This is a genomic window from Sporocytophaga myxococcoides DSM 11118 (assembly GCF_000426725.1).
Taxonomy (GTDB): Bacteria; Bacteroidota; Bacteroidia; order Cytophagales; family Cytophagaceae; genus Sporocytophaga; species Sporocytophaga myxococcoides.
Genome location: NZ_KE384560.1, coordinates 313,210 through 334,436 on the forward strand (window position 1 = coordinate 313,210; position 21,227 = coordinate 334,436).

The 21,227-nt window shown below is 36.4% G+C and carries 13 protein-coding genes; 10 read left to right on the forward strand and 3 right to left on the reverse strand.

Going from position 1 to position 21,227, the window contains the following annotated elements; genetic code table 11:
* The first annotated feature begins 3 nt into the window (after nt 1–3).
* The 10 genes from K350_RS0119490 (at nt 4) to K350_RS0119535 (ending at nt 18,962) form a co-directional block, all read left to right on the forward strand.
* Nucleotides 4–5,094: an AAA family ATPase gene (locus K350_RS0119490; RefSeq protein ID WP_081671076.1), complete on the forward strand. Its 5,091-nt coding sequence runs from the start codon at nt 4–6 to the stop codon at nt 5,092–5,094.
* A complete protein-coding gene (locus tag K350_RS0119495) occupies nt 5,084–5,785 on the forward strand; it encodes a LytR/AlgR family response regulator transcription factor (RefSeq protein ID WP_028981323.1) in 702 nt (233 codons plus the stop codon). Before K350_RS0119490 ends, K350_RS0119495 begins: the two co-directional genes overlap by 11 nt.
* A gap of 37 nt (nt 5,786–5,822) precedes the next feature.
* Nucleotides 5,823–6,842, forward strand: coding sequence for a catalase family protein (locus K350_RS0119500; RefSeq protein ID WP_028981324.1), 1,020 nt, complete (start codon nt 5,823–5,825; stop codon nt 6,840–6,842).
* Nucleotides 6,839–8,140: a hypothetical protein gene (locus K350_RS0119505; RefSeq protein WP_028981325.1), complete on the forward strand. Its 1,302-nt coding sequence runs from the start codon at nt 6,839–6,841 to the stop codon at nt 8,138–8,140. Before K350_RS0119500 ends, K350_RS0119505 begins: the two co-directional genes overlap by 4 nt.
* A 17-nt stretch (nt 8,141–8,157) precedes the next feature.
* Nucleotides 8,158–9,684 (forward strand): Dyp-type peroxidase, encoded by a 1,527-nt coding sequence (locus tag K350_RS0119510; protein ID WP_028981326.1) that lies wholly within the window; start codon nt 8,158–8,160, stop codon nt 9,682–9,684.
* A 310-nt stretch (nt 9,685–9,994) separates the two neighbouring features.
* A complete protein-coding gene (locus tag K350_RS0119515) occupies nt 9,995–13,618 on the forward strand; it encodes a T9SS C-terminal target domain-containing protein (protein WP_028981327.1) in 3,624 nt (1,207 codons plus the stop codon).
* A gap of 65 nt (nt 13,619–13,683) precedes the next feature.
* Entirely contained in the window at nt 13,684–14,673 is a 990-nt protein-coding gene (locus K350_RS0119520) for a PorP/SprF family type IX secretion system membrane protein (protein WP_051313376.1), read from the forward strand.
* A 258-nt stretch (nt 14,674–14,931) separates the two neighbouring features.
* Nucleotides 14,932–17,064: a cation:proton antiporter gene (locus K350_RS0119525; RefSeq protein WP_028981329.1), complete on the forward strand. Its 2,133-nt coding sequence runs from the start codon at nt 14,932–14,934 to the stop codon at nt 17,062–17,064.
* Nucleotides 17,049–17,474, forward strand: a complete 426-nt coding sequence (locus K350_RS0119530) for a ribosomal maturation YjgA family protein (protein WP_211236766.1) — start codon at nt 17,049–17,051, stop codon at nt 17,472–17,474. Before K350_RS0119525 ends, K350_RS0119530 begins: the two co-directional genes overlap by 16 nt.
* Before the next feature lie 138 nt (nt 17,475–17,612).
* Nucleotides 17,613–18,962: an MATE family efflux transporter gene (locus K350_RS0119535; protein ID WP_028981331.1), complete on the forward strand. Its 1,350-nt coding sequence runs from the start codon at nt 17,613–17,615 to the stop codon at nt 18,960–18,962.
* A 118-nt stretch (nt 18,963–19,080) separates the two neighbouring features.
* On the opposite strand, the gene K350_RS0119540 is transcribed toward K350_RS0119535, so the two are convergent.
* The 3 genes from K350_RS0119540 to K350_RS29620 form a co-directional block, all read right to left on the reverse strand.
* On the reverse strand, nt 19,081–19,623 hold the full coding sequence (locus K350_RS0119540) for a DUF2062 domain-containing protein (RefSeq protein WP_028981332.1): 543 nt from the start codon (nt 19,621–19,623) through the stop codon (nt 19,081–19,083).
* A 263-nt stretch (nt 19,624–19,886) separates the two neighbouring features.
* Entirely contained in the window at nt 19,887–20,351 is a 465-nt protein-coding gene (locus K350_RS29615) for an ATP-binding protein (RefSeq protein ID WP_342665065.1), read from the reverse strand.
* A 242-nt stretch (nt 20,352–20,593) separates the two neighbouring features.
* A complete protein-coding gene (locus K350_RS29620; protein WP_037576450.1) occupies nt 20,594–21,220 on the reverse strand; it encodes a lipoprotein signal peptidase in 627 nt (208 codons plus the stop codon).
* Between the last annotated feature and the right edge of the window lie 7 nt (nt 21,221–21,227).

Here is a 21,227-nt window from a genome sequence, read left to right on the forward strand (position 1 = left end):
GTAGTGCTCAAGTTGCCGGATCAGTTATTTGGCCGCGAAACAGAGATCGATAAAATTAAGAATCTGCTGGAACAGGCAAGTAACGGAGAGAAAGTAATATGCTTGGTCTCTGGTATGTCAGGGAGTGGAAAGAGTAGTCTTATCAGGCATATCCATGAGCAGCATGTTGAGTCGGGATTTTTTCTACAGGCTAAATCAAACCAATTTGATCAGAATTATCCTTATTCTGTTTTCATTCAGATAATCACAGATTTTGTTAATGCCGTTCTTAGAGAAAACGAATCTGTTATAAAAAGTTATGGTTCAAAAATCCGGGATCAGATTGGTGGTTCAGGCAAGGTTCTTACAGACCTTGTTCCGGAACTTGAACTTATTATAGGTAAACAACAAGACGTGACAACATTGCCAATGGCAGAAAGCGGAAAAAGGTTTTCTTATACAATGAGAAAATTCTTTAAAATTATTTCTGCTGATGGGGCAAAGGTGATTGTCTTTTTTGATGACCTTCAATGGCTGGATAAATCTTCTTTTGATCTTTTGATCGAAGTATTGAGTGAAAAGGATATCAATAACATAATATTTATTGGTGCAATCCGGGAAGAAGAACCTAGAGAGGTAAGAAACAATTTGCTATTTAAACTGAGTGAAATCAATGAGAAGTACCACCTGATCTCCATTGCAGACTTAAGTAATATTGCAATTGAAGAATATGTGGCTACGACTTTGAAGCTTCCCGCTGAAGATGTTGCCAGTCTTGCTCAGGTAGTTTATGCAAAGACTTCAGGAAATCCATTTTTTGCAAGTGAATTTTTAAGATCCATAGTAAAACAGAAGTTATTACGCTTTGATACAAGGTGGGTTTGGGATCTGGACGAAATTAAGTCTATCAAAATTTCTGATAATGCTGTAAAATTTATAGAATCCAAATTAAAAGGATTGCCGGATGATACAAGCCGGTTATTGCAGATAGCATCCTGCCTTGGAAGTAAATTTAACCCGCGCATATTACAGATTATCCTCCCGATGTCCCTCGAAAGGATAAAGAGTAAACTGGATATGGCTTTTGAAGAAAATCTGCTTATCAAATCAGGCAATGATTATCGCTTTTCCCACGATGGTATTCAGCAAGCTGCCAATGCATTGATTTCAGATCCTCAGAAAATGCATCTGCAGATTGCCAGGAGCTTCAAAGCAAGAATGAACTCTGAGGAGCTGGAAAGTCATTTGCTGGATTTGGTATATCATTATAACTTTTCAATTCAACTTGTATTTGATGAAGATGAAAAGTTTTTCCTTTCTCAGCAGAATTACAAAGCTGCAAAGAAAATGAAGACCAGTGCGGCGTTTCAACCTTTTTATGAATTTTCCCGAAATGCAACATTGCTTCTTTCCTCTAACAAATGGAAGGTCAATACGCCTCACACTGCAGATATATATTCATTATATGCAGAAGCTGCTTATCTCACTGGGAATTTTGAAGAGATGGAGATAGCAATAGAAGAGATTCTTGCTAATTATGAATTTCAGGATAAAAAGATAAAGGTATATGAAATTCGTATCCTGGCCTATATCGCTCAATCCAGACTGAAGGAGGCAATTGATATAGGTTTATATGTATTGGGTTTGCTCGATATTAAAATTCCAGGAGCGCCTGGTAAACTAAAGGTACTTGCAGAACTCGTGAAGGTGGTCGCCTATCTGAAAATTTCCGGAGAGGACCTCTTAACAGAAAAACATCATCTGAACGATGACAGAATCTATTCTGCGATAAGAATCATTTGTTCTGTAGGGGCGGCTGCTTATAATTCAGACCCTAACCTATATGCATTGCTTTCATGCAAAGCATTTGAATTGATAATCAGAAACGGTCATTGTGAATATTCAGGATTTATATGCGCAAGCTTCGGTTCTCTGCTCATTGGGGGATTGGGTAAAATCAATTTTGGTTATAAAATTGGAAATTCTGCAGGTGCATTGTTGCTGAAACATGGAAATAATGTTCTGAAATGTAAGACTGTTTTTTTAGTGCACAATTTTGTGATGCATTGGAAGCATCATTTACGTGAATCACTTCAACCTCTTTCTGAAAGTTCTGAAATAGGACTGGAGACAGGAGATACGGAATATTCTGCTTATTGTATTTTTGTATATAATTTCAATGCTTTTTTTTGCGGCCTTCAATTGGATGAGTTGAAGAAGATAATGCTTGATAATTTTAGTGTAGTTCAGAGTATAAAACATAAGATGCCCATCATTCAACATGGGATATATACTCAAACTGTATTTAATCTGACAAGCAATGACGCAAATCCTCTCGAATTTAAAGGCGAGTTTTTTAATGAGAAGGAGATGCTAAATCTTTTATACTCAGAGAAAGTTGAAACATCACTTTTTGAATTTCATCTCTGCAAGATGTACCTGCATTACCTTTTTGGAAATATAAATGAATCAAGGGGACACGCGCATGAAGCAAAGATGAGGTTGTCGAATGTAATAGGGAGTTCGCTCAACCTCGTTTTTTATTTTTATGATTCTCTGAGTATTGCCGCAGCATTGGAAATTACTGGCCGTAACAATAAATCGATTTTATTGGGGGCTCTACATTCAAACCTTAAAAAACTGAAGGCCATAGCTGAAAATGCGCCTATGAATGGCCTTCATAAATATTATCTGGTAAAAGCTGAACTTCTGAAGTTAAAAGGGAAGTCAGAAGATGCTATAGGGTGTTATCAAAAAGCTATAGAGCTGGCTAAAAGCAACAGATATCTTAATGAAGAGGCCTTAGGTTATGAACTGTTGGCTAAATTTTATTTCAGGTCAAAGAACTATATTTTTTATGAAAGCTTCCTTACGAAGGCTATCGAGCTTTATAGTCTATGGGGTGCAAAATCTAAGGTAAGCGCATTGCGCAAAAGTGCAGATGCTAAGTTTCAGGATACAAAGGAATTATTCTCTTTGGAAAATGAAAAGCTGATTTTGCACAGTCTTTTAAAATCTGCATCAGTTCTTTCTGAGGAGATTGTTCAGGAAAAACTTTTCAGGAAGCTGATAAAAATTATTATGGAGCATGGAGGGGCTCATAAAGCGGGATTTTTTATCAGTACACCAGAAAGATTGAAGCTGGTTGCCTTTGGTGATATGGATAAATATGAAGTTGATACCAGCGGATTAGTAACAAATCACAATGAATTATTCCCGGATGGGATCATTGGGTTTGCATCAAGAAAAAAAGAAACTATTATCCTTAAAGATGCATCTACAGATGTGTTATTCAGTAAAGATCCATATATTTTAAAATTCAAACCTAAAAGCATTATTGCATTTCCACTGATCGATCAGGGTAAGCTGGAAGGTATGTTGTATCTGGAGAATAACCTTACTGCAAATATATTTTCGGCAAGAACTATTGAATTTTTAAAAATATTATCAGGCCAATTGACTATCTCTTTACGAAACTCAAGGTTTTATGAAGCATTGGAAGGTGAAGTACTGGCAAGAACCAAAGAGCTGACAGATGCCAATCTGCTCTTGACCAAACAAGGAGAAGAGATTTTTAAGCAGAATACCTTGCTTAAAGAAGCCAGAGACAGGGCAGAAGAATCATTAAAAGTTAAAGAAGATTTCCTTTCTTTAATGAGCCATGAAATACTTACTCCTCTGAATGTGATTCTTGGATTTACAGATTTACTGATGCTGGACAAATCTTCTGGTCCTTTACATGATAATATCAGAAAGATTAAAATAGCCACAAGTACTTTACTGTCTCTTATTAATGATATACTTTATTCTGCACGTATCGGTTCAGACAAAATAATGCTTGTTGAAGAAGATTTTGATCTTCATGAACTAATGATGGGGGTGCGGCTCATGTTCCATGACATGATTACCTCCAAGGGCCTGGAGTTTGTTTTTAATATGGATCCTTCCGTTCCTCATGATATTTGCGGAGATAAAAATAAACTGAATCAGATTCTGATCAACCTTATTGGCAATGCTGTAAAATTTACCCATAAGGGAAAGATAGAAGTAAATGTACGCACAGCAAAGGCATCAGAAGATTTCATCTATCTTGAATTTTCAGTTTCAGATACAGGAATCGGCATTGAAGAAGATAAACAGGATGCAATATTTCAAGAGTTTACGCAAGCCTCAAGTAATATCTCTAAAAATTACGGCGGAAGTGGGTTAGGACTAACCATAGTACAAAAATTAGTCAAATTGTATGATGGAGATATAAAGGTTCAAAGCGCTTTTAATAAAGGATCTGTTTTTAAATTTAATATAAAACTTAAATGGCTTTCAGGTAAGTCTAGAGGAAAAACTTTTAATACTAATTCCGGCATACTCAGGGGTAAGAGAATTTTACTTGTAGATGATGAACCTTTAAATCTTGAACTGGCGGGAGAAATTTTGAAGAAAAGAGAAGCAGAAGTCTCTTCGACTGTCAGTAGCTTTCAAGCTATTGAAATGATTAAAAATCATGATTATGATATTGTGGTTACTGACTTGAAAATGGCTGAAATGAGTGGAGCAGAATTGTGTAAGTTCATTAGGAGGAGTTTGTCATTCCCTAAGAACCAGATACCTGTTCTTGTGCTTACGGCTCATATTTTTAAACAAAAAGATATACTTGCGGAAGAGGCAGGCGTCAATGATGTAGTATACAAACCTGTAAATGCTGCTGAGCTAGTGACAGCAGTTTGTAAGTTGATCGGGCATTCTGAGCTGCTTGACGATGATCTGACTGCCTTGATCCATGAGGATCAAGGCAATGCCTTCCCTTATCTATCATCCATCTTTCAAGATCGGGAAATTTTTAACAAACACCTGAACAAACATATAGGTAAACTGGAATTATATAATGAGACTTTTGCTGATAATATCAATAAGATAGATTTTAAATCCCTTGCGTTGACGATTCATAGTATATACAATGTTTTAAATGCGCTAGATATCAAAAATCTCAATGATCAGCTAAAAAAGACTGAAGAAGTGTTTGAAAATACTGAGGCTTTAAGTAGTCTGCTTTATGCAGAATGTGGTAAGCTGCGAGAATCATTTTCTGATTTAATGAAACAAACAAATGAAAATTAAAACACTCATAATTGATGATCAGGAAGAAGTAATAGATATACTGAGTGACTTGGTTAAAGAGCATTGTAAAGATCTTGAAATTTCAGGTACAGCCTCTGATCCTCTAGAGGCGATGAAAATGATTGAAACCTTATCTCCTGAATTGATTTTCCTCGATATAAAAATGCCCGGGCTTTCAGGATTTGAATTGCTGAAGAAAGCTACCAGAAACTTTGACGTGGTAATAATATCTGCACATAAGGAATATGGTCCTGAAGCCTACTCCAATGGAGCCATACATTATTTGCTAAAACCTTTTGAGGTTGATAAACTGATTGAGGCTGTTGAACGCGTCTGTGAAAAGAAAGCATCTGCAGATCCTGATGTGGTTATTTCTAAAGGAAGAATAAGAATTCCGGATAGCGAAGGTTTTTATGTGGTTCCCATTGCAGATATAATAAGATTTCAGGCAAGTGGCAACTATACTGAAGTATTTACTGTAAAAGGTCAATATATGACAACAAAAACTTTAGGTATATATGAAGTTAAACTTAAAGGATATGATTTTATAAGGGTACACAACAAGCACCTTATAAACAGCAATTACGTAGTCAGATATATTAAAGGGAAATCAGGAATTGCAGTTATGTCAGACGATACTTGTATCGATATATCCAGAAGAAAAAAAGATGAATTTTTGAAATCTATTTAAGCAAAATTTTTCATTCGAACCTTTAACGTTATTAACAATGGAAAGCACAGAGGGATACTTAAAAGATGACGAGAAAAAAAAGTATACTGAAGATGATATCAAGTATACCGATAAGCTCGTAGAACTGCTGGAAAAAGAGTTATCCAGGTTATCTAAGCAAGATTATTCCAGAAGAATATTCAGTCCGATGATGCACGCATTCCTTGAAGCTGAATTCGTTGTTGATACTAATCTTCCTCAAGAGTTAAGGGTTGGATTATTTGAGAAACCGGGTGAAAAATTTGTCGCGAAAATGCGTTATGCAAGTGCTTACAGAAAAAACAAAATTATTAAAAAAGATGTGAGGACGCTTGCTATACGCGTATATCATAAAGATCGTGAGATCAATCAGGATTTCCTGCTGGGAAGCTCTCCTCATTTCAGATCCAGAACAGTTAAACAAACTTATCTCGGACTTAAGCTTCTTTTCAGCGGTGGACTGATGATACTTTTAGGCATCATAATATGGCCCTATGTAGCACTGATGGCACTCAAGTCAAGAAAGAAAACCTTAGATCTCTTTAATATTCCTTTTTATAGTCAGACCGCCTATACTTTTGGAAATGAGAAAACGCTTGTCAAATACATTGTTAAACCTAAGGAAGAATATGAATTTCTGAACTATCCTGACTACGATCATCCGGACTATTTGAAGAATGTCATGAAGAAAAGATTCCATAGTCTGCAGTTTGGTCAAAAGGTAATTCTTGATGTATATCTTCAGTTCCAAACTCCTGAAGATACTAAACCTGAAGATCCTGTAGTAGTATGGAATGGACCTCTGACACATGTTGCTACTATTAGAATTCCAAAACAGGTATTTGATACAAAGGAAAGAGTTCAAGAAGGACAGGATATGGAATATAATGTAGGGAACAGTTTACCAGAGCATAAATATTTCGGTGCAATGAATTGGGCAAGACACGTTATTTATGAGAAACTTGCAGAGTATAGACGAAATGTGCGTGAGCGTCAGCTAAAAAAGGAGAGTAAAGAGAAAGATCTCAAATTAGTATGAAAGACATTGATTATAAATTATCAAATCAAAAGTCTTTTAATGCTGTTGCAGAAATAATGCATGGCAGAGAGAAAGCTCTGAAGGAGCTGCTTAAATTGGGTATGAAAAAGATTTCGGGTTCTCTGAACCTGGACATCCATTTTTTTAGATGGTTTCTGATCACAGGAGAAAATATTGTCCTTGATGAGTTTGATATTGCTTCAAAACCTGATCTGGAAAAGAGTTATCTGGTATTCTCCATGAATTATGATGGAGATAAGGACACAGTTCTATTAAACCTCTATAAATTACTTGAAAGCTTTATAGATAAGATCTATTCGCTTTGCTATGGGTATACAAGTGAATCTGATAGCCAAGCCTTTCTTTGTTATATAAAATCGAATGCAATAAAGGAGTCATTGTTCTGGGTTGGAAAACCAGGCTGGTCAGTTAAGAGGATTATAGCTGAAAGAAATCTTCGTTCTGAAGTTGAAAAGGAATTGAGTGTGCTTGATCCTTCAGAATTTCCTGAAAAAGCGGAGGCCATTCGGAATAAATATAAAGAGTCTACTTTTAAATCCCATCCATGGTATAAAGTAATATGGACCTTAAGATTGATGTGGAGACTTTTAGTTTGTTTAGTTCTTGGTATAACATTCTCACCTGTGGGTATACTTTTTTCTTTATACCGGCAGTATATCGTGAAAGATGTGAAAGCAAAACCGTCTAAGGTTAATTATGATCATTATAAGAAGATTAGTAAAGAAGAGAATAATGTACTTCAGAATCAATTAAGTGTTCATGGGATATTAAAAAATTCTCCAACATGGATATGGTATTGGAAGTTTCAGGTATCACTCAGTCTTGCAAGGTTTTCAGGGGGGCGTAAACGAAGTGGAAAACTTGCAGGGATTGAAAGTATTCATTTTGTAAAATGGCTCATTATACCTAATAAATTTATTCATCCCGGGAAGAAGAAAGAGAAAATATTTCACTGTCTTTTTTTAAGTGATTATGATGGTACTTGGGAAAGCTACATCAGCGACTTTATTGACAGAGGAGCGCAGGCTATCAATTTCAATTTTTCCAATATGAGAGGATATCCTAAAGTATCATTTTCTTTTAAAGGAGGAGCTTCCTCTGGTACTTCATTTAAGCCTTTGGTAAGAAAGAATCAGATAGAATGCCCGTTCTGGTATTCCGGATATGCAGATGTTGTGATGAAAGATAAATTGAGAAATGCATCTATTTCAGATGGAATACAAAAGGAAAAAATGAGTGATGCCGAGTTTCATCAATGGTTAAAGTTATTTGCTTGATCTAAAACATGAATCGTATGAAGGAAAACATTGCTAGTTCACAGTTTCAGGTTGAAGATATTCAATCGTTCATTTATCTGGGCTATAGAGACCTTAAATCTTCAGCGTACTTGTTATGTAGGTTTAATAAGGAAGCTATTGAAGAAGCAAGGAAATGGTTGAAGCATAATTTAAATTTTATTCAGACACTTGATAAAGACCTTGGAGAGAATGCTTTAAATATTGCTTTCACAAAAGAAGGGCTTGGAAAGCTTGGTATTGATAATGATGAATTACATACTTTTTCTATTCCTTTCATCGAAGGAATGACAGCAAGGCAAAAAATTCTTGGTGACTTTGAACAAAATGATCCTGCAAACTGGAAATGGGGAAATGAAAAGGAAGATAGTGCTGTTGATATGCTATTGTTGGTCTTTGGAAAAGATCCTGCTGCTCTTGAAAAGAAGATTGATAGTCTGGAATTTAACAGTGATCACATCAACCTTGTTTACAGAGTAGATTCTGCTTTCAGGGATAAAGAACATTTTGGTTTTCGTGATGGAATTACTGATGTTACTACAGAGGGCTTTCTAAGCCATTATCTCAACAGGCATCCGGATAATGAACATAGTGGTAAAGCTAAATTCTGGAATATCCATCGTGATGATGTACTGAAAGATGGAGAAGTTCTTTTAGGTTATACAAATGAATATGATGAGAAATCAGAAAGCCCGCTCGTAAAGTTAGAAAGTAAATACCTCTCACACAATAGATCAGACTCACAGACTTCGTTTAAAAGCGATTTCGGAAGAAATGGTACTTATCTTGTATTCAGACAACTCGACCAGGATGTAAGCTCTTTCTGGAGTTATGCAGACGAGCAAGCAAAAGCATCAAATATAGAAGGAATGGATGCTCAATACATAGCATCTAAAATGGTAGGTCGCTTGCCGGATGGCACATCTTTTATCAGTAAAGATGAAAATATCAGTGGTTATGTAAAGGAAGACCCTGATGGGTTAAAATGTCCTTTCGCATCTCATGTACGAAGGTCTAACCCCCGTGATTCAATGATCCAGGGTAAACCTGAAGAATCTTTAAAGGCGGTGCGCAATCATAGAATTATACGCAGGGGTAGATCATATGGTGTCGGCATAAGTGATGCTCGTGATATGAAGGAGTTTATAAAAGATGCAATAGCTGCTTCTTCTGTAGATAAAGGCAGTAGGGGGTTGAACTTCATATGTTTTAATGCTGACATTTCTCAGCAATTTGAATTCATTCAGCAAAATTGGATTAATAACCCCAAATTTCTGGGATTATATAATGATCCAGATCCCTTGGTTGCTAGTCTCCCTGTAAATGGTAAAACATTTTCTATTCCTGATCAACCATTTAGAAAACGACTAGAATTGCAAAAGAATTTTGTGACAGTTGTAGGAGGAGCCTATTTTTTTATGCCTGGTTTAAATGCGATCAGATATCTGGTGCACAAGGAATCTATAGTAAGCATAAGCAATGATGAGGGGAAATCATTTATTGATATTGGATTATCAATTTATTAGATAAGAACTTAATTTTTACCTGGAACCTTTATAGGTTAATTTTTACTTTGCGATTTTTAGCCCTGACAGATGACAAGTCTCAGTTTACTGGTACTTTGTCACCTGTCAGGATTTTTTTTAGATTTTTTTCACTACACAAATAAAATTCTTATTAATCCTGTTTTTATAGCATACAGGCGAATTATTCCTGACGATGTTCTTAATAATATCATTCAATATTAAATGTACCCTGTAACTCCGAATAGATAAATAAATTGTTGGCAATAATATTTTTACTGACTAGTTCTATAGTCTGTAAAATATAATAGGTATGATAAGCAAATATCCGTTTCGTCTTTTGTTTTTTGATAGGAGCAAGTGGGTATTTGCATTTATATTACTTTTTGTCTTATCCATAATTTCTGTAGTGGCTGAAGGCACAAAGGAATTAATGCCTAAATCCACAGATCATGGAGTGGTTCAGATATTCGATCGTTCAAGATTGTTTATGACGTACGATGCTCCAAAGGAAAACCGACTCAATATTCACATTTGCAAAGCTGGTGAAGTTATTTATTTTGGTTTTAATCAACCGGATGAAGACGTTTACTTCAAACTTAAAAGTCCGGATGGCACTGTGGTGATGGGGCCTACATTAATACCTGCCTCTGGTGCTGGTTTTATTGCAAACTACAATCAGGCGGTGGCTGGTCCTTTACAATTATCTGTGGGTGGTTATAATGCTTTGTCATATACGTCTCTTACAGATGGTGATTATTATATAGAATTTAATCCTGTTTCTCCGACAACTAAAACAGATTCAAAGAGATACTTTGATTTGTTTGATATAACTGTTGCAGATGGAAATAAACCAAAGCCTGGCCGGCTATGGTCTTATACATGGGACATCAATACAACCGCTGCTGACTACGCTTTTAACGGAAAGATGTATGTGCTCTCAACGGATAGTATTGTTACATCTATAGACTTCAATGGAATACAGCCTTTCGGTGCTACTATCAGCGCAAATTCCAAAGGATGTACAAGTACCGGAATAGCTATTAATGACAGAGTGAGTAGAGTAGGTAATGTAACTTATCCAGAGTATAAAATATTTCTTAATGATCCTGATCCTGCTTGTTATCCAACAGGCACCTTTGGTAATTTTTTGCAAAAGCCATTTATAAGCGGTTGTGATCCTGATAATAGATGCATTAATATTAATGTAGATAAGCCCGGAAATATTGAAGTATTGCTGGAAATAAATGGCCAGGATGGCTATCAACCCAATTCGACGGATAGAATTATCTCAGCTTCTGTACAGAAAGGTGAGAATTGTATTAAGTGGAATACAAGAGATGGCAATGGAGATATAGTCCCTCCTGGAGCGTCAGTTGAAATAGAACTAAGTTACGGAAATGGAATAACACATCTTCCACTGTATGATGTCGAACATCATAAGAACGGTTATATTGTTGATCTTGTAAGGCCTATAGGCCCCAAGCCTCAATTGTTTTGGGATGACAGTCAACTCAAATCAGGAACTGCAACTGATGGACTTACCAACCTCATCGGGTGTACCAATGCAGGTGGATGTCATCAATGGAAAGACAGAGGAACAGACGATTGCAAAAACGAATGTCCAGAAACGATTAATACATGGTGGTACGCCCGAATGGTAAAGGAGAAGGTTGGTTATTTAGTCTCAGTTCCCAAGGTTGATGCAGAATCTAGAAATAATCCAGGCGATATAAATGACACTCTTGTTTGTGTCAATATTTCTAGCTTTCAACTTAGTGGCACTTTAACAAATGCCTCAAGTGCCCAATGGACTGGAGGGGACGGCGTATTTAATGCTTCTCGCGTTGGTCTTACCCCTATATATACACCTACTGTAGAGGAGAGAAATTGGGGGTCTGTTAAATTATATTTGAAATCGAATGCACAGATAAATTGTCCTTCTGCAATAGATTCCATGCTGATTCTTTTCAAAAGACTTCCTGAAGTAGATGCCGGTGATTCTCTCATTTTATGCGAAACTACAAAAGTAATTGATTTGACTGGTGTTGTTAAAAATGCTACAAGTATTATCTGGTCGGGGGGGGACGGTGTTTTTGGGGATAAGAATAAACTTGCAACATCATATACACCTTCTGCTTCTGAGTCAAAATCAAATTCCTTTCTGTTAAGACTTACTTCTGCCACTGCCTCGCCATGCCCTGATGTATTTGATGAGGTTAAGATAATATATAAACGTGCTCCTACTGTTGAGGCAGGTTTGCCAATCTTTCTGTGTGCAGATATAGATTCTGTTATCATATCAGGGGGCAGTTTGAATGCTACCGGCTTAAAATGGAGTGGGGGAAAAGGCAGCTTTTCAAACGATACAAAGGCTCAAACTTATTACAGAATTAAACCAGATGAGAAGGCAGGTGATATAACCCTTAATTTAAAGGCAGAGGGAGAAGCTCCATGTGTTGCAGTTTCTGATGAAATTAAAATTTTGTTTAATCCTTTGCCTGATATAAACGCTGGCAATGATTTAAACAGTTGTTCGGGTGATGTAGCTATTTTCGAATCAAAGTCTTCTCCAGCTTATTCTTATGAATGGATAGATGAAAAAGGCATAGTAATTGGTAATGAGGCTACATTGAAAGTTACTTCTTCCGGAGATCGTACATATATTCTTATTGGAAAAGATAGTAAAGGATGTGTTTCTTCTGACACGGTAAAGCTCATAGCGAATTCAGTTCCGGTATTGAATCTACCAGCAGAAATTTGTCTGAACGATACTTTAAAGATCTATGCTAATTCACAATCAAATTCTTTTGCAGGAACCTATACCTGGAAAAAGGATGGAGAAGTCTTGCCGAGCAAAAACACATCTGTTATTAATGTATTTGAAGCAGGAGTCTATGAATTAGATTTTAAAAACGGAAATTGTAAAGCTTCAGGAAAGACGGTTGTATGGGCTCCTCCGGCTTTGACTGTCATTGATTCAATTGTTGAATGCGAAAATACAAAGGTTGTTTTAACCGCTAATAAGATTGAAAATGCCTCTTATATCTGGTCTCTTGATGGAGTCCAATTATCATCTACTACTTCCTCTATCGAAGCAATTTCTTCCAACACAATTCAAAGATTTTTTGTAGAGGTAAAGGATACTCATGGTTGCAGGGATATAGACAGTCTCATGCTGGTAGGAATCCCAGTGCCAAAGATAATTGCTGAAGATACTGGAATTTGCCCTGGTAAAGATGTTGTGCTGGATCCTATTGTCAAAAATACTTATAACGTTATGCGTTTTCCAGTTGAATATACTTGGTATGATAACGGTCAGGATATTGAAATTCATGATACAGTTTATCGCACTTCAAAAGCTGGAAATTATGAGGTTTCGGTGAAGGTTGGAACTTGTTATGATAAGAAATCTTTTTCAGTGAGAACTTTTTCTTATCCTACAAAATCACTTCCTGAATCAGTGAAGTTTTGCAAAGAAGAGTTCCAATTCTATGAGTTAACAGCAGGACTTGGAAAAACATACTTGTGGCATGAGACAGGTGACACAACTCGCTCAATAAACATCGCATTGCCAGGAAGATATTCTGTTATGATTACCAATGAAAATGGTTGTAGCATAGAAGACGCTACTGAAGTGCGTGAATTATGTCCTCCGAGACTATATATATCTAACTCATTTTCTCCAAATAAGGATGGGAAAAACGATACTTATGATGTCTTTGGCGCAAATTTTACAAACTTTAGAATGCTCATCTTTAATAGATGGGGAGAAATAATTTTTGAAAGCAAGGATCGGAATGAAGTATGGGATGGTCAATATAGAGGAGAGCCTATACCTATTGGCGTTTATCCCTGGGTGATTACTTATGAGGGCGATTCGGAAGAGTACAAAGGCCCATATAAAATGGAAGGAAGCGTTACAATTGTTAGATAATCGTCTTAAGTCAAATGAGGTTGAGTATAAAGAATTTGTATTTGTCATTGAGCGCATTGATTACAATGATAGTTTTGTTTGTTGCCATAAATAATGCAACAGCACAGGATATTCAGTTTTCTCAGTTTTATGCTAATACTTTATATCTTAACCCCGCATTTGCAGGAAGTACTCATGATTTAAGAGGAGTACTGCATCAGCGGATCCAATGGCCTAAGCTTGAGGCTAAATACATAACATCTTCGGCGAGCCTTGATACCTACATCAAGAAAACAAAAGGAGGTGTAGGGTTAATAGTCATGAAAGATTGGCAGGGAGCAAATACAATAAGTTCTACAGATATTGCGCTTCAATATGCTCAGGAAGTAGATTTTTCACCAAAATTTTCAATGAGGTTTGGTTTGCAGGGAGCATATGTTTCAAGAAATATCAACTATGCGCAGTTGACATTTCCTGACCAGTACACGGATGGTGGATATTCAGGCCTTGCCACTTCTGAAGATTTTGGTGCGAATCGAAAGAACTTCTTTGATCTTTCAGCTGGAACAGTTTTGTATTCGGATAAGCTATGGCTCGGAATTTCCGCTCATCATATAAATAATCCTAATCAGTCTTTTTATAATGAAGTAAGCAGACTGCCTGTTAAAATCGGAATTGTGGGCGGATATAAAATAGAATTAGATGGAGGAGAAGCAAATAATGGAAATAAGACCAACAGGTATACTCTGACTCCTACCTTTTATTACAAAATGCAGGGGAAATCCGATCAGCTGGATCTTGGTATTTACGGGATGCGTGAAGACCTGATGGTGGGATTCTGGTATAGAGGTATTCCTGTAAAACATTATGAAAGAAACCTTCAGAATAATGAATCCATGGTAGTGCTTTTGGGCTGGAGGATAAACAAATTAGTAGTTTCTTATAGCTACGATTTTACTATTTCCAAGCTGAATAACACACGGACAGGAGGTTCACATGAATTCAATCTTACATACATTTATCCATTGCCACTGAAAAGAAAAATATATAAAAGACTTCCATGTCCTAAATTCTGATCATTTTCCTTAGTATGATCAGATATTTTTAAATTTTTTATGGATTTTTTCACTTAATAAAACTATTTTATCCCCTTGTGCTTTAATAGGTCAGTACTGAATGTGATTATTCTAATCTTATTTTAATATCTCCATCGCGTTACAGACCAGATCTGGCATGATGTCTGTTATATATGTCCTTCTTGAAGATGGAAGGTTTGAAGAGCTGTGGGAAGAAGGTCTAGTAGAAGTAATATGTTTAATTATAAGTGAAAAGTTATGCTGTTTTTGTTTGATATTTCATTGCCATTTAAAGATCCTGTATTAGTATTCTCAGTGGTATTGTTTATCATATTCTTTGCCCCGATAGTACTCAAGAAGTTCAGGATTCCAGGCATCATAGGTCTTATTCTTTCAGGTGTGATTGTTGGTCCGAATGGTTTTAATCTTTTGTTGAGAAACTCGGGCATTGTCCTTTTCGGTACTGTAGGTCTTTTATATATCATGTTCCTTGCTGGACTGGAGATAGATTTGAATGATTTTAAAAAGAACAGAAATAAGAGCTTAATTTTCGGTGGATTTACCTTCTTCATTCCTTTAACACTAGGTTCACTTGTATCTTATTATATTCTTCATTTGAATATTCAAGGTTCTGTTTTGCTAGCGAGTATGTTTGCATCTCATACCCTTGTTTCCTATCCTATAGCAAGTAAACTGGGCCTTACCAAAAAGCAAGCGGTAACCCTTGCCATTGGAGGTACTATCATTACGGATACAGCAGTATTATTATTGTTGGCAGTTATTACAGGTTCCGTAAGTGGTAATCTTGATACAGCTTTTTGGGTTAAGCTGTCTATATCCCTCGTAATATTTGGATTTATTGTACTCTATATCTTTCCAAAAGTTACCAAGTGGTTCTTTAAAAATGTTCAAGGAGATGGAGGCGCACAATATATTTTTGTCTTAGGCATTGTATTCGGTGCGGCTTTTTTATCAGAGGTTGCCGGTGTAGAGCCTATTATCGGAGCTTTTCTGGCAGGTCTCTCTCTCAACAGACTGATACCTCACACATCACCTTTGATGAATAGAATTGAGTTCATTGGCAATACATTGTTTATTCCGTTTTTCCTTATCAGTGTTGGGATGATCGTAGATGTAAAAGTATTGTTCAATGGATATCAGGCTCTTTTTGTTGCAGGAGTATTGATTGTTCTTGCTTTATTCAGTAAGTGGGCCGCGGCGTTCATCACTCAGAAAATATTTAAGTTTTCTTCTATAGAAAGAAACTTAATTTTCGGATTAAGCAGTTCTCATGCTGCAGCGACACTTGCAGTTATACTTGTAGGCTTTGACTTGAAGCTATTTGATGAAGCGATTCTTAATGGAACCATATTGCTCATTCTTGTTACCTGTATGGTCAGCTCATTTGTCACTGAAAGCGCAGGAAGGAAGTTGGCAATAGCAGAATCAAAAGGTGGTGAGGAGTATCATGAAATAGAAGAAAGAATCTTAATAGCCATAACAAATCCTGCATGCATTGAATCCAAAATTGATATGGCTGCAATGTTAAAGGAATCGGATAAGTCTAAACCTATCTATGCGGTGTCAGTTGTGAACGATGATGAAGAAGCAAGAGACAAGCTCATTCAAAATAGAAAGATGGTGGAAAAGGCAATAAAACACGCCGCTTCTGCAGAGAATAAACTTGAGGTTGTATCCAGGATAGATCTGAATATTGCGAATGGAATAGCGCGTGCAGTAAAAGAGCTGATGATTACCGAGATCATTATCGGCTGGCATGAAAAGAATACAACTACTGAAAAGTTGTTCGGTACGGTGCTTGAAAATCTTGTAGAACGTACCGATCAGATGATCATAGTATCCCGTTCACTGCAGCCTTTGAATACTATCAGTAAAATTTTCGTAATGGTTCCTCCAAATGCTGAACTGGAGATTGGTTTCAAAAGATGGGTTCATATGGTGAAAAAGTTATCCAAGCAGATTAACAGCCAGGTGATTTTCTTTGGTGTGTCTGAATCCTTGCAACATTTGAAAAAAGCAGTAAATGAAAGTAAGCCAGGTATAGAGGCTGATTACAGAGGGTTTTCGGATTGGGATGATTTTCCATTTTTCTCTGGTCAGATAAATGAAGATGATCTCTTCATTGCGATTACAGCAAGAAAGGCTACTTTATCGCATACGATATTCATGGATTCTATTCCGAAAATTTTGCAAAGGCATTTTGAAAAGAATAACTTCATGCTTGTCTATCCTGAGCAATTCAGTGAAGATCCTGAAAATAGAAATCTTCAGCTGGACGGGATGACGACCTCATTGATAAGAGAAGACTTGCAAAGATTTAACAAGATTGGTAAGATTTTAAAAGGAGTTATAAAATGGCGCAAGAAATAATTATGAAGCGGAACAGACTTTTGTATTTCTTTATTATTATAGCTCTTATATGTACAGGACTGGCTGCAAGGAAGTGGCAGATTTATTTACCTGATATGATCAATGTTTACCTGGGAGACGCGATTTGGGCTGCTATGATTTATTTTGGTATAGCCTTTATTTTCAACAGACGGAGCATGTCGTTTATTGCAATGCTTTCATTGACGTTTTGCTATTGTATCGAAGTAAGCCAGTTTTATCACGCACCTTGGATTGATGCAATAAGACATACCAGAATCGGCGCTCTTATTCTTGGATTTGCATTTTTGTGGAGCGATATTCTTGCTTATACTTTGGGAATAAGCATATCATTTCTAGGTGAATACTTCTTTTTTAAAGGAAATAGGAAGGAAGTAAATGTTGTAGCTTAATGCTACTCAATGTGTTAATTCTATTCTTTAGTTTTTTATAAGGCACTTTTTCTGATTAATCATCGCTATAAACTTTAATGGGTTTTTAGACGTTTCTTTATATGCAAATCTTAATTTTGCAGCCTTTCAAATATAGATATGATATTCAGTGGTTGGTTTAGGGATAACCTAAAGGAGTATAAAGACACTATAAAGATTGCTTACCCTGTAGTTCTGAGTCAGTTCGGACATATTGCAGTTGGTGTTGCAGACAGCATTATGGTTGGTTCACTAGGCAGTATTCCACTTGCATCGGCTACATTTGCCTTCAGTGTATTCGTCCCATTTATGATGTTTGCGATAGGTCTGACCTATGGCATTTCCCCTTTGGTAGCCAAAGCCGATGGTGAACAGAATCATGAAGAAATAAGAAAGATTCTGAAACACAGTATTGTGTTGAATTTCGTAGCTGCAGTATTGCTGGCAGGAGGGTTGTTATTCGCTGCTCCGCTTTTGCAATATTTTCAACAGCCACAGGAGGTGCTATCACAGGCAATCCCTTTCTTTAAAATTCTTGTATGGTCGTTAGTACCCTTAATTTTATTTCAGATATGGAAACAGTTTGCAGAAGGACTTGCGATTACAAAACAAGCGATGTACATCACAGTAATTGCGAATGTAATGAATCTCTCGCTTAACTATCTTTTAATTCATGGTCACTATGGATTTCCTAAGCTTGGGACAAATGGTGCGGCTGTTGCTACTCTGATCTCAAGGATATTCATGGCAGTCACGATTTTCATATTTGTTATCAAATATTCCCGCACTAATATTTTCATCATAGGATTACAAAAGATTAATTATTCTTTAAAGGAATTTAAAAGATTGTTTAGGGTAAGTATTGCTGTTGGTTCTCAGCTTGCTTTTGAAACCGGGGCATTTGGAATGGCTGCTATTATGATTGGTTGGTTAGGTGCTTCGGAAATGGCAGCACATCATATTGCATTAAATATGGCAGCAGTAAGTTATATGGGGGCAACAGGAATAGGTGCAGCTGCGACTGTGCGTGTTGGAAATGAATTGGGAAGAAAAGATTATCATGCTGTTCGAAACGCGGGAAAAGCAGCATTTCATCTTGTTGTGATTTACATGAGCTTCTGTGCTTTAGTGTTTGTGCTATTCCGACATGACCTGCCTTGGTTTTATATCAATGAAGAGCCTATCTGTAAAATGGCTGCATCGCTCTTATTGATCAGTGCATTTTTCCAATTGTCTGATGGTATTCAGGTAGTTTATCTTGGAGCCCTCCGCGGAATTGAAGATGTGAAGATGCCTACAGCTATTGCCTTGCTGGCTTATTGGGTTATAGCCTTGCCATTAGGGTATCTACTTGCGTTTCCGCTTAACATGGGAGTAGAAGGTGTTTGGTATGGACTTTTGATAGGACTTACTGTTGCAGCGGTGTTGCTGTATTATAGGTTTGAGAAGAAGTCGAAGGAGTTGATATAGGCATTGGAGAGGTCGGATGTTTATAGATAATAATACCTGAAAATATTATACGACCCCGATCGGGTCGTATAAGTGAAATCAACTTTTTTGTACATTTATTTTATCACCTGAATTATCCTTATTTGACTTTCGATTGTTTTTCTTTGTTGTTTTTATTCCTCATCATTAAAATTGCGCCCATTGTAGCCCCCACTCCAGCTGAGCTATCAATATTGGTATAATATCCAACTATTCCTGCTGGAATCCCAATCACTATCGCCCCGACAAGAGCCCATCCAATTAATCTAAAAGTATTGCTTTTAGTATCTACTAATGCTTGGATGTTATTTTCTGTCAAATCCTTTCCCGTATAGATGTTAACCTCAAAATTTGAAATAAATGTATCCCAAAGTTTCTCCTCCTTCCAAGTCACGATCTGTCCAATTGTATTTACATTGATTGTTGAATGAATTGTCGGACCATCAAACCTTATTTGGATTTCGCTTTTCCATTTTAATGAATTAAAAGTTAGAAAATTCTGGAACAATGAACCTCTTTTATAAATCATATATTCATCAGATTCTCTTGTTAAAATAAAGCCATTCTTAGAGAAATAATTCCTAGTTAAATTTTTATTAATGGATAATTCATTGCTGGTTAAAATGGTAATTTCTTTTTTCATTCCTATTAATTTAAAATATAATTACACCTGCCAATACTCTTCAAAGTTTCGTTCGAAACGTTCTTCAATTTGTGATGACAGTCTAACCTAAATTTCTTTTTCCTTTTGTTCTCCTTTTGCCATAGCAAAGTAAATATATCTTCCCGTCTTTGAATAAATTGAGCTTATCTGACATTTCAGAACATATTTTGATAATGCGTAAATTTGCCTTTTGACATCAATTTGGTGCAATTATGACGCAATTGGTGCAATTATGGTGCAATTCAAAATTTATAGAAGGCACCTGCTCCTTTGGCTTTAGATGATTTTAGAATCTTCTTTTCAACAAGTTCTGTTAAATCTCTTGTAGCAGTCATTCTTGCCATTCCGGTTAATTCTTGATATTCTTTATTGGAAATCTTCCCATTCTTTTTCACGTATTCAACCACTTTAATTTGCCTTTCATTCAATCCAAGCCTAACAAGATAATCTGCATTCAGAATGTCTTTGATAATTGTAAGCAGGAACCCGCCATCCTGTTCTTTCATTTCAGGTTCTTGAAGTTCTGCTGCTTTGCAACTGTCAATGATCTTGATAGTACCTCTTCCCCAAGCGTCAATATATCCGCCTTTGAAACAAACGTCAGCAATAATGGGATTTCTAGGTCTTGAAGCATGAGGGCGCTTTAATGCCTCCAGTGTTAATCCTTCCATAAGGGAACCTTCGTTCCATATATTGATCTTTTTTATTCATGCTTCTCAATTTTTTCTTCACAAGAAAAAAATAAGAGCAATAGAATGATTAGGTTAAATCTATACATTTTCTGACCAGCTAACTTGATTAATCTAAAAAATTATCTATCCACATTTTACTTACCTCTTTTAAAAGAGTCATTTAAAAATAGTATTCAAGATGTTCATTTCACAACCGCAATAAAAAAAGCCCCGAAGTTAATTTCCTCCGGGGCTTTTTATTGAAATATTTTTAAAGTTTAGTTCTCAGCTTTCTCCGTAACAGATTCTTCTTTGCCGGTATCTTTAAAGAACCTTTTCTGCCAGATAAGTATAATACATACTCCAACAAATATAGCTGCATCAGCGATATTGAATATAGGCCAGAATGCATAGTGTTCTCCTCCGAATATAGGAATCCACTCTGGAAGTCTGCCTTCCCAGATATCGATATAGAACATATCTATTACCTGTCCATGAAACCATGGTGTACTTGCGCCATCAGGAGCATTGTTCAGTAATACTCCATAAAATGTGCTGTCTATTACATTTCCAATAGCACCTCCAAGTATTAAAGCTATACACCAAAGCATACCAGGAGCCATCTCTTTTTTTGCAAGGCGATATAAATACACCGAAATAGCAACCATGGCAATGATTCTGAACAAGCTCAGAATAAGCTTTCCATATGGAGAACCTAGTTCAAAGCCAAAAGCCATACCTGGATTGGTAGTGTAGTAAAGCTTAAACCAATCATCAAAGATTCTTATTTGACCGGGATAACCGAAGTCCATTTTAAAATGAACCAAAAGCTTTACAAGCTGATCCAGAACAATAACTCCCAGAGTAAGGAAGTAGTACTTATAGTATTTATACTGAAGGGCCATGCCTCTT

Excerpts from the sequence above, each read along its gene's own strand:
- K350_RS0119525 (WP_028981329.1), top strand. The coding sequence starts at position 14,932 with ATGCTGTTTTTGTTTGATATTTCATTGCCATTTAAAGATCCTGTATTA.
- K350_RS0119540 (WP_028981332.1), bottom strand. The coding sequence starts at position 19,623 with ATGAAAAAAGAAATTACCATTTTAACCAGCAATGAATTATCCATTAAT.
- K350_RS29620 (WP_037576450.1), bottom strand. The coding sequence starts at position 21,220 with ATGGCCCTTCAGTATAAATACTATAAGTACTACTTCCTTACTCTGGGA.
- K350_RS0119515 (WP_028981327.1), top strand. The coding sequence starts at position 9,995 with ATGATAAGCAAATATCCGTTTCGTCTTTTGTTTTTTGATAGGAGCAAG.
- K350_RS0119505 (WP_028981325.1), top strand. The coding sequence starts at position 6,839 with ATGAAAGACATTGATTATAAATTATCAAATCAAAAGTCTTTTAATGCT.
- K350_RS0119510 (WP_028981326.1), top strand. The coding sequence starts at position 8,158 with ATGAAGGAAAACATTGCTAGTTCACAGTTTCAGGTTGAAGATATTCAA.
- K350_RS0119495 (WP_028981323.1), top strand. The coding sequence starts at position 5,084 with ATGAAAATTAAAACACTCATAATTGATGATCAGGAAGAAGTAATAGAT.
- K350_RS0119530 (WP_211236766.1), top strand. The coding sequence starts at position 17,049 with ATGGCGCAAGAAATAATTATGAAGCGGAACAGACTTTTGTATTTCTTT.
- K350_RS0119535 (WP_028981331.1), top strand. The coding sequence starts at position 17,613 with ATGATATTCAGTGGTTGGTTTAGGGATAACCTAAAGGAGTATAAAGAC.
- K350_RS0119520 (WP_051313376.1), top strand. The coding sequence starts at position 13,684 with ATGATAGTTTTGTTTGTTGCCATAAATAATGCAACAGCACAGGATATT.
- K350_RS0119500 (WP_028981324.1), top strand. The coding sequence starts at position 5,823 with ATGGAAAGCACAGAGGGATACTTAAAAGATGACGAGAAAAAAAAGTAT.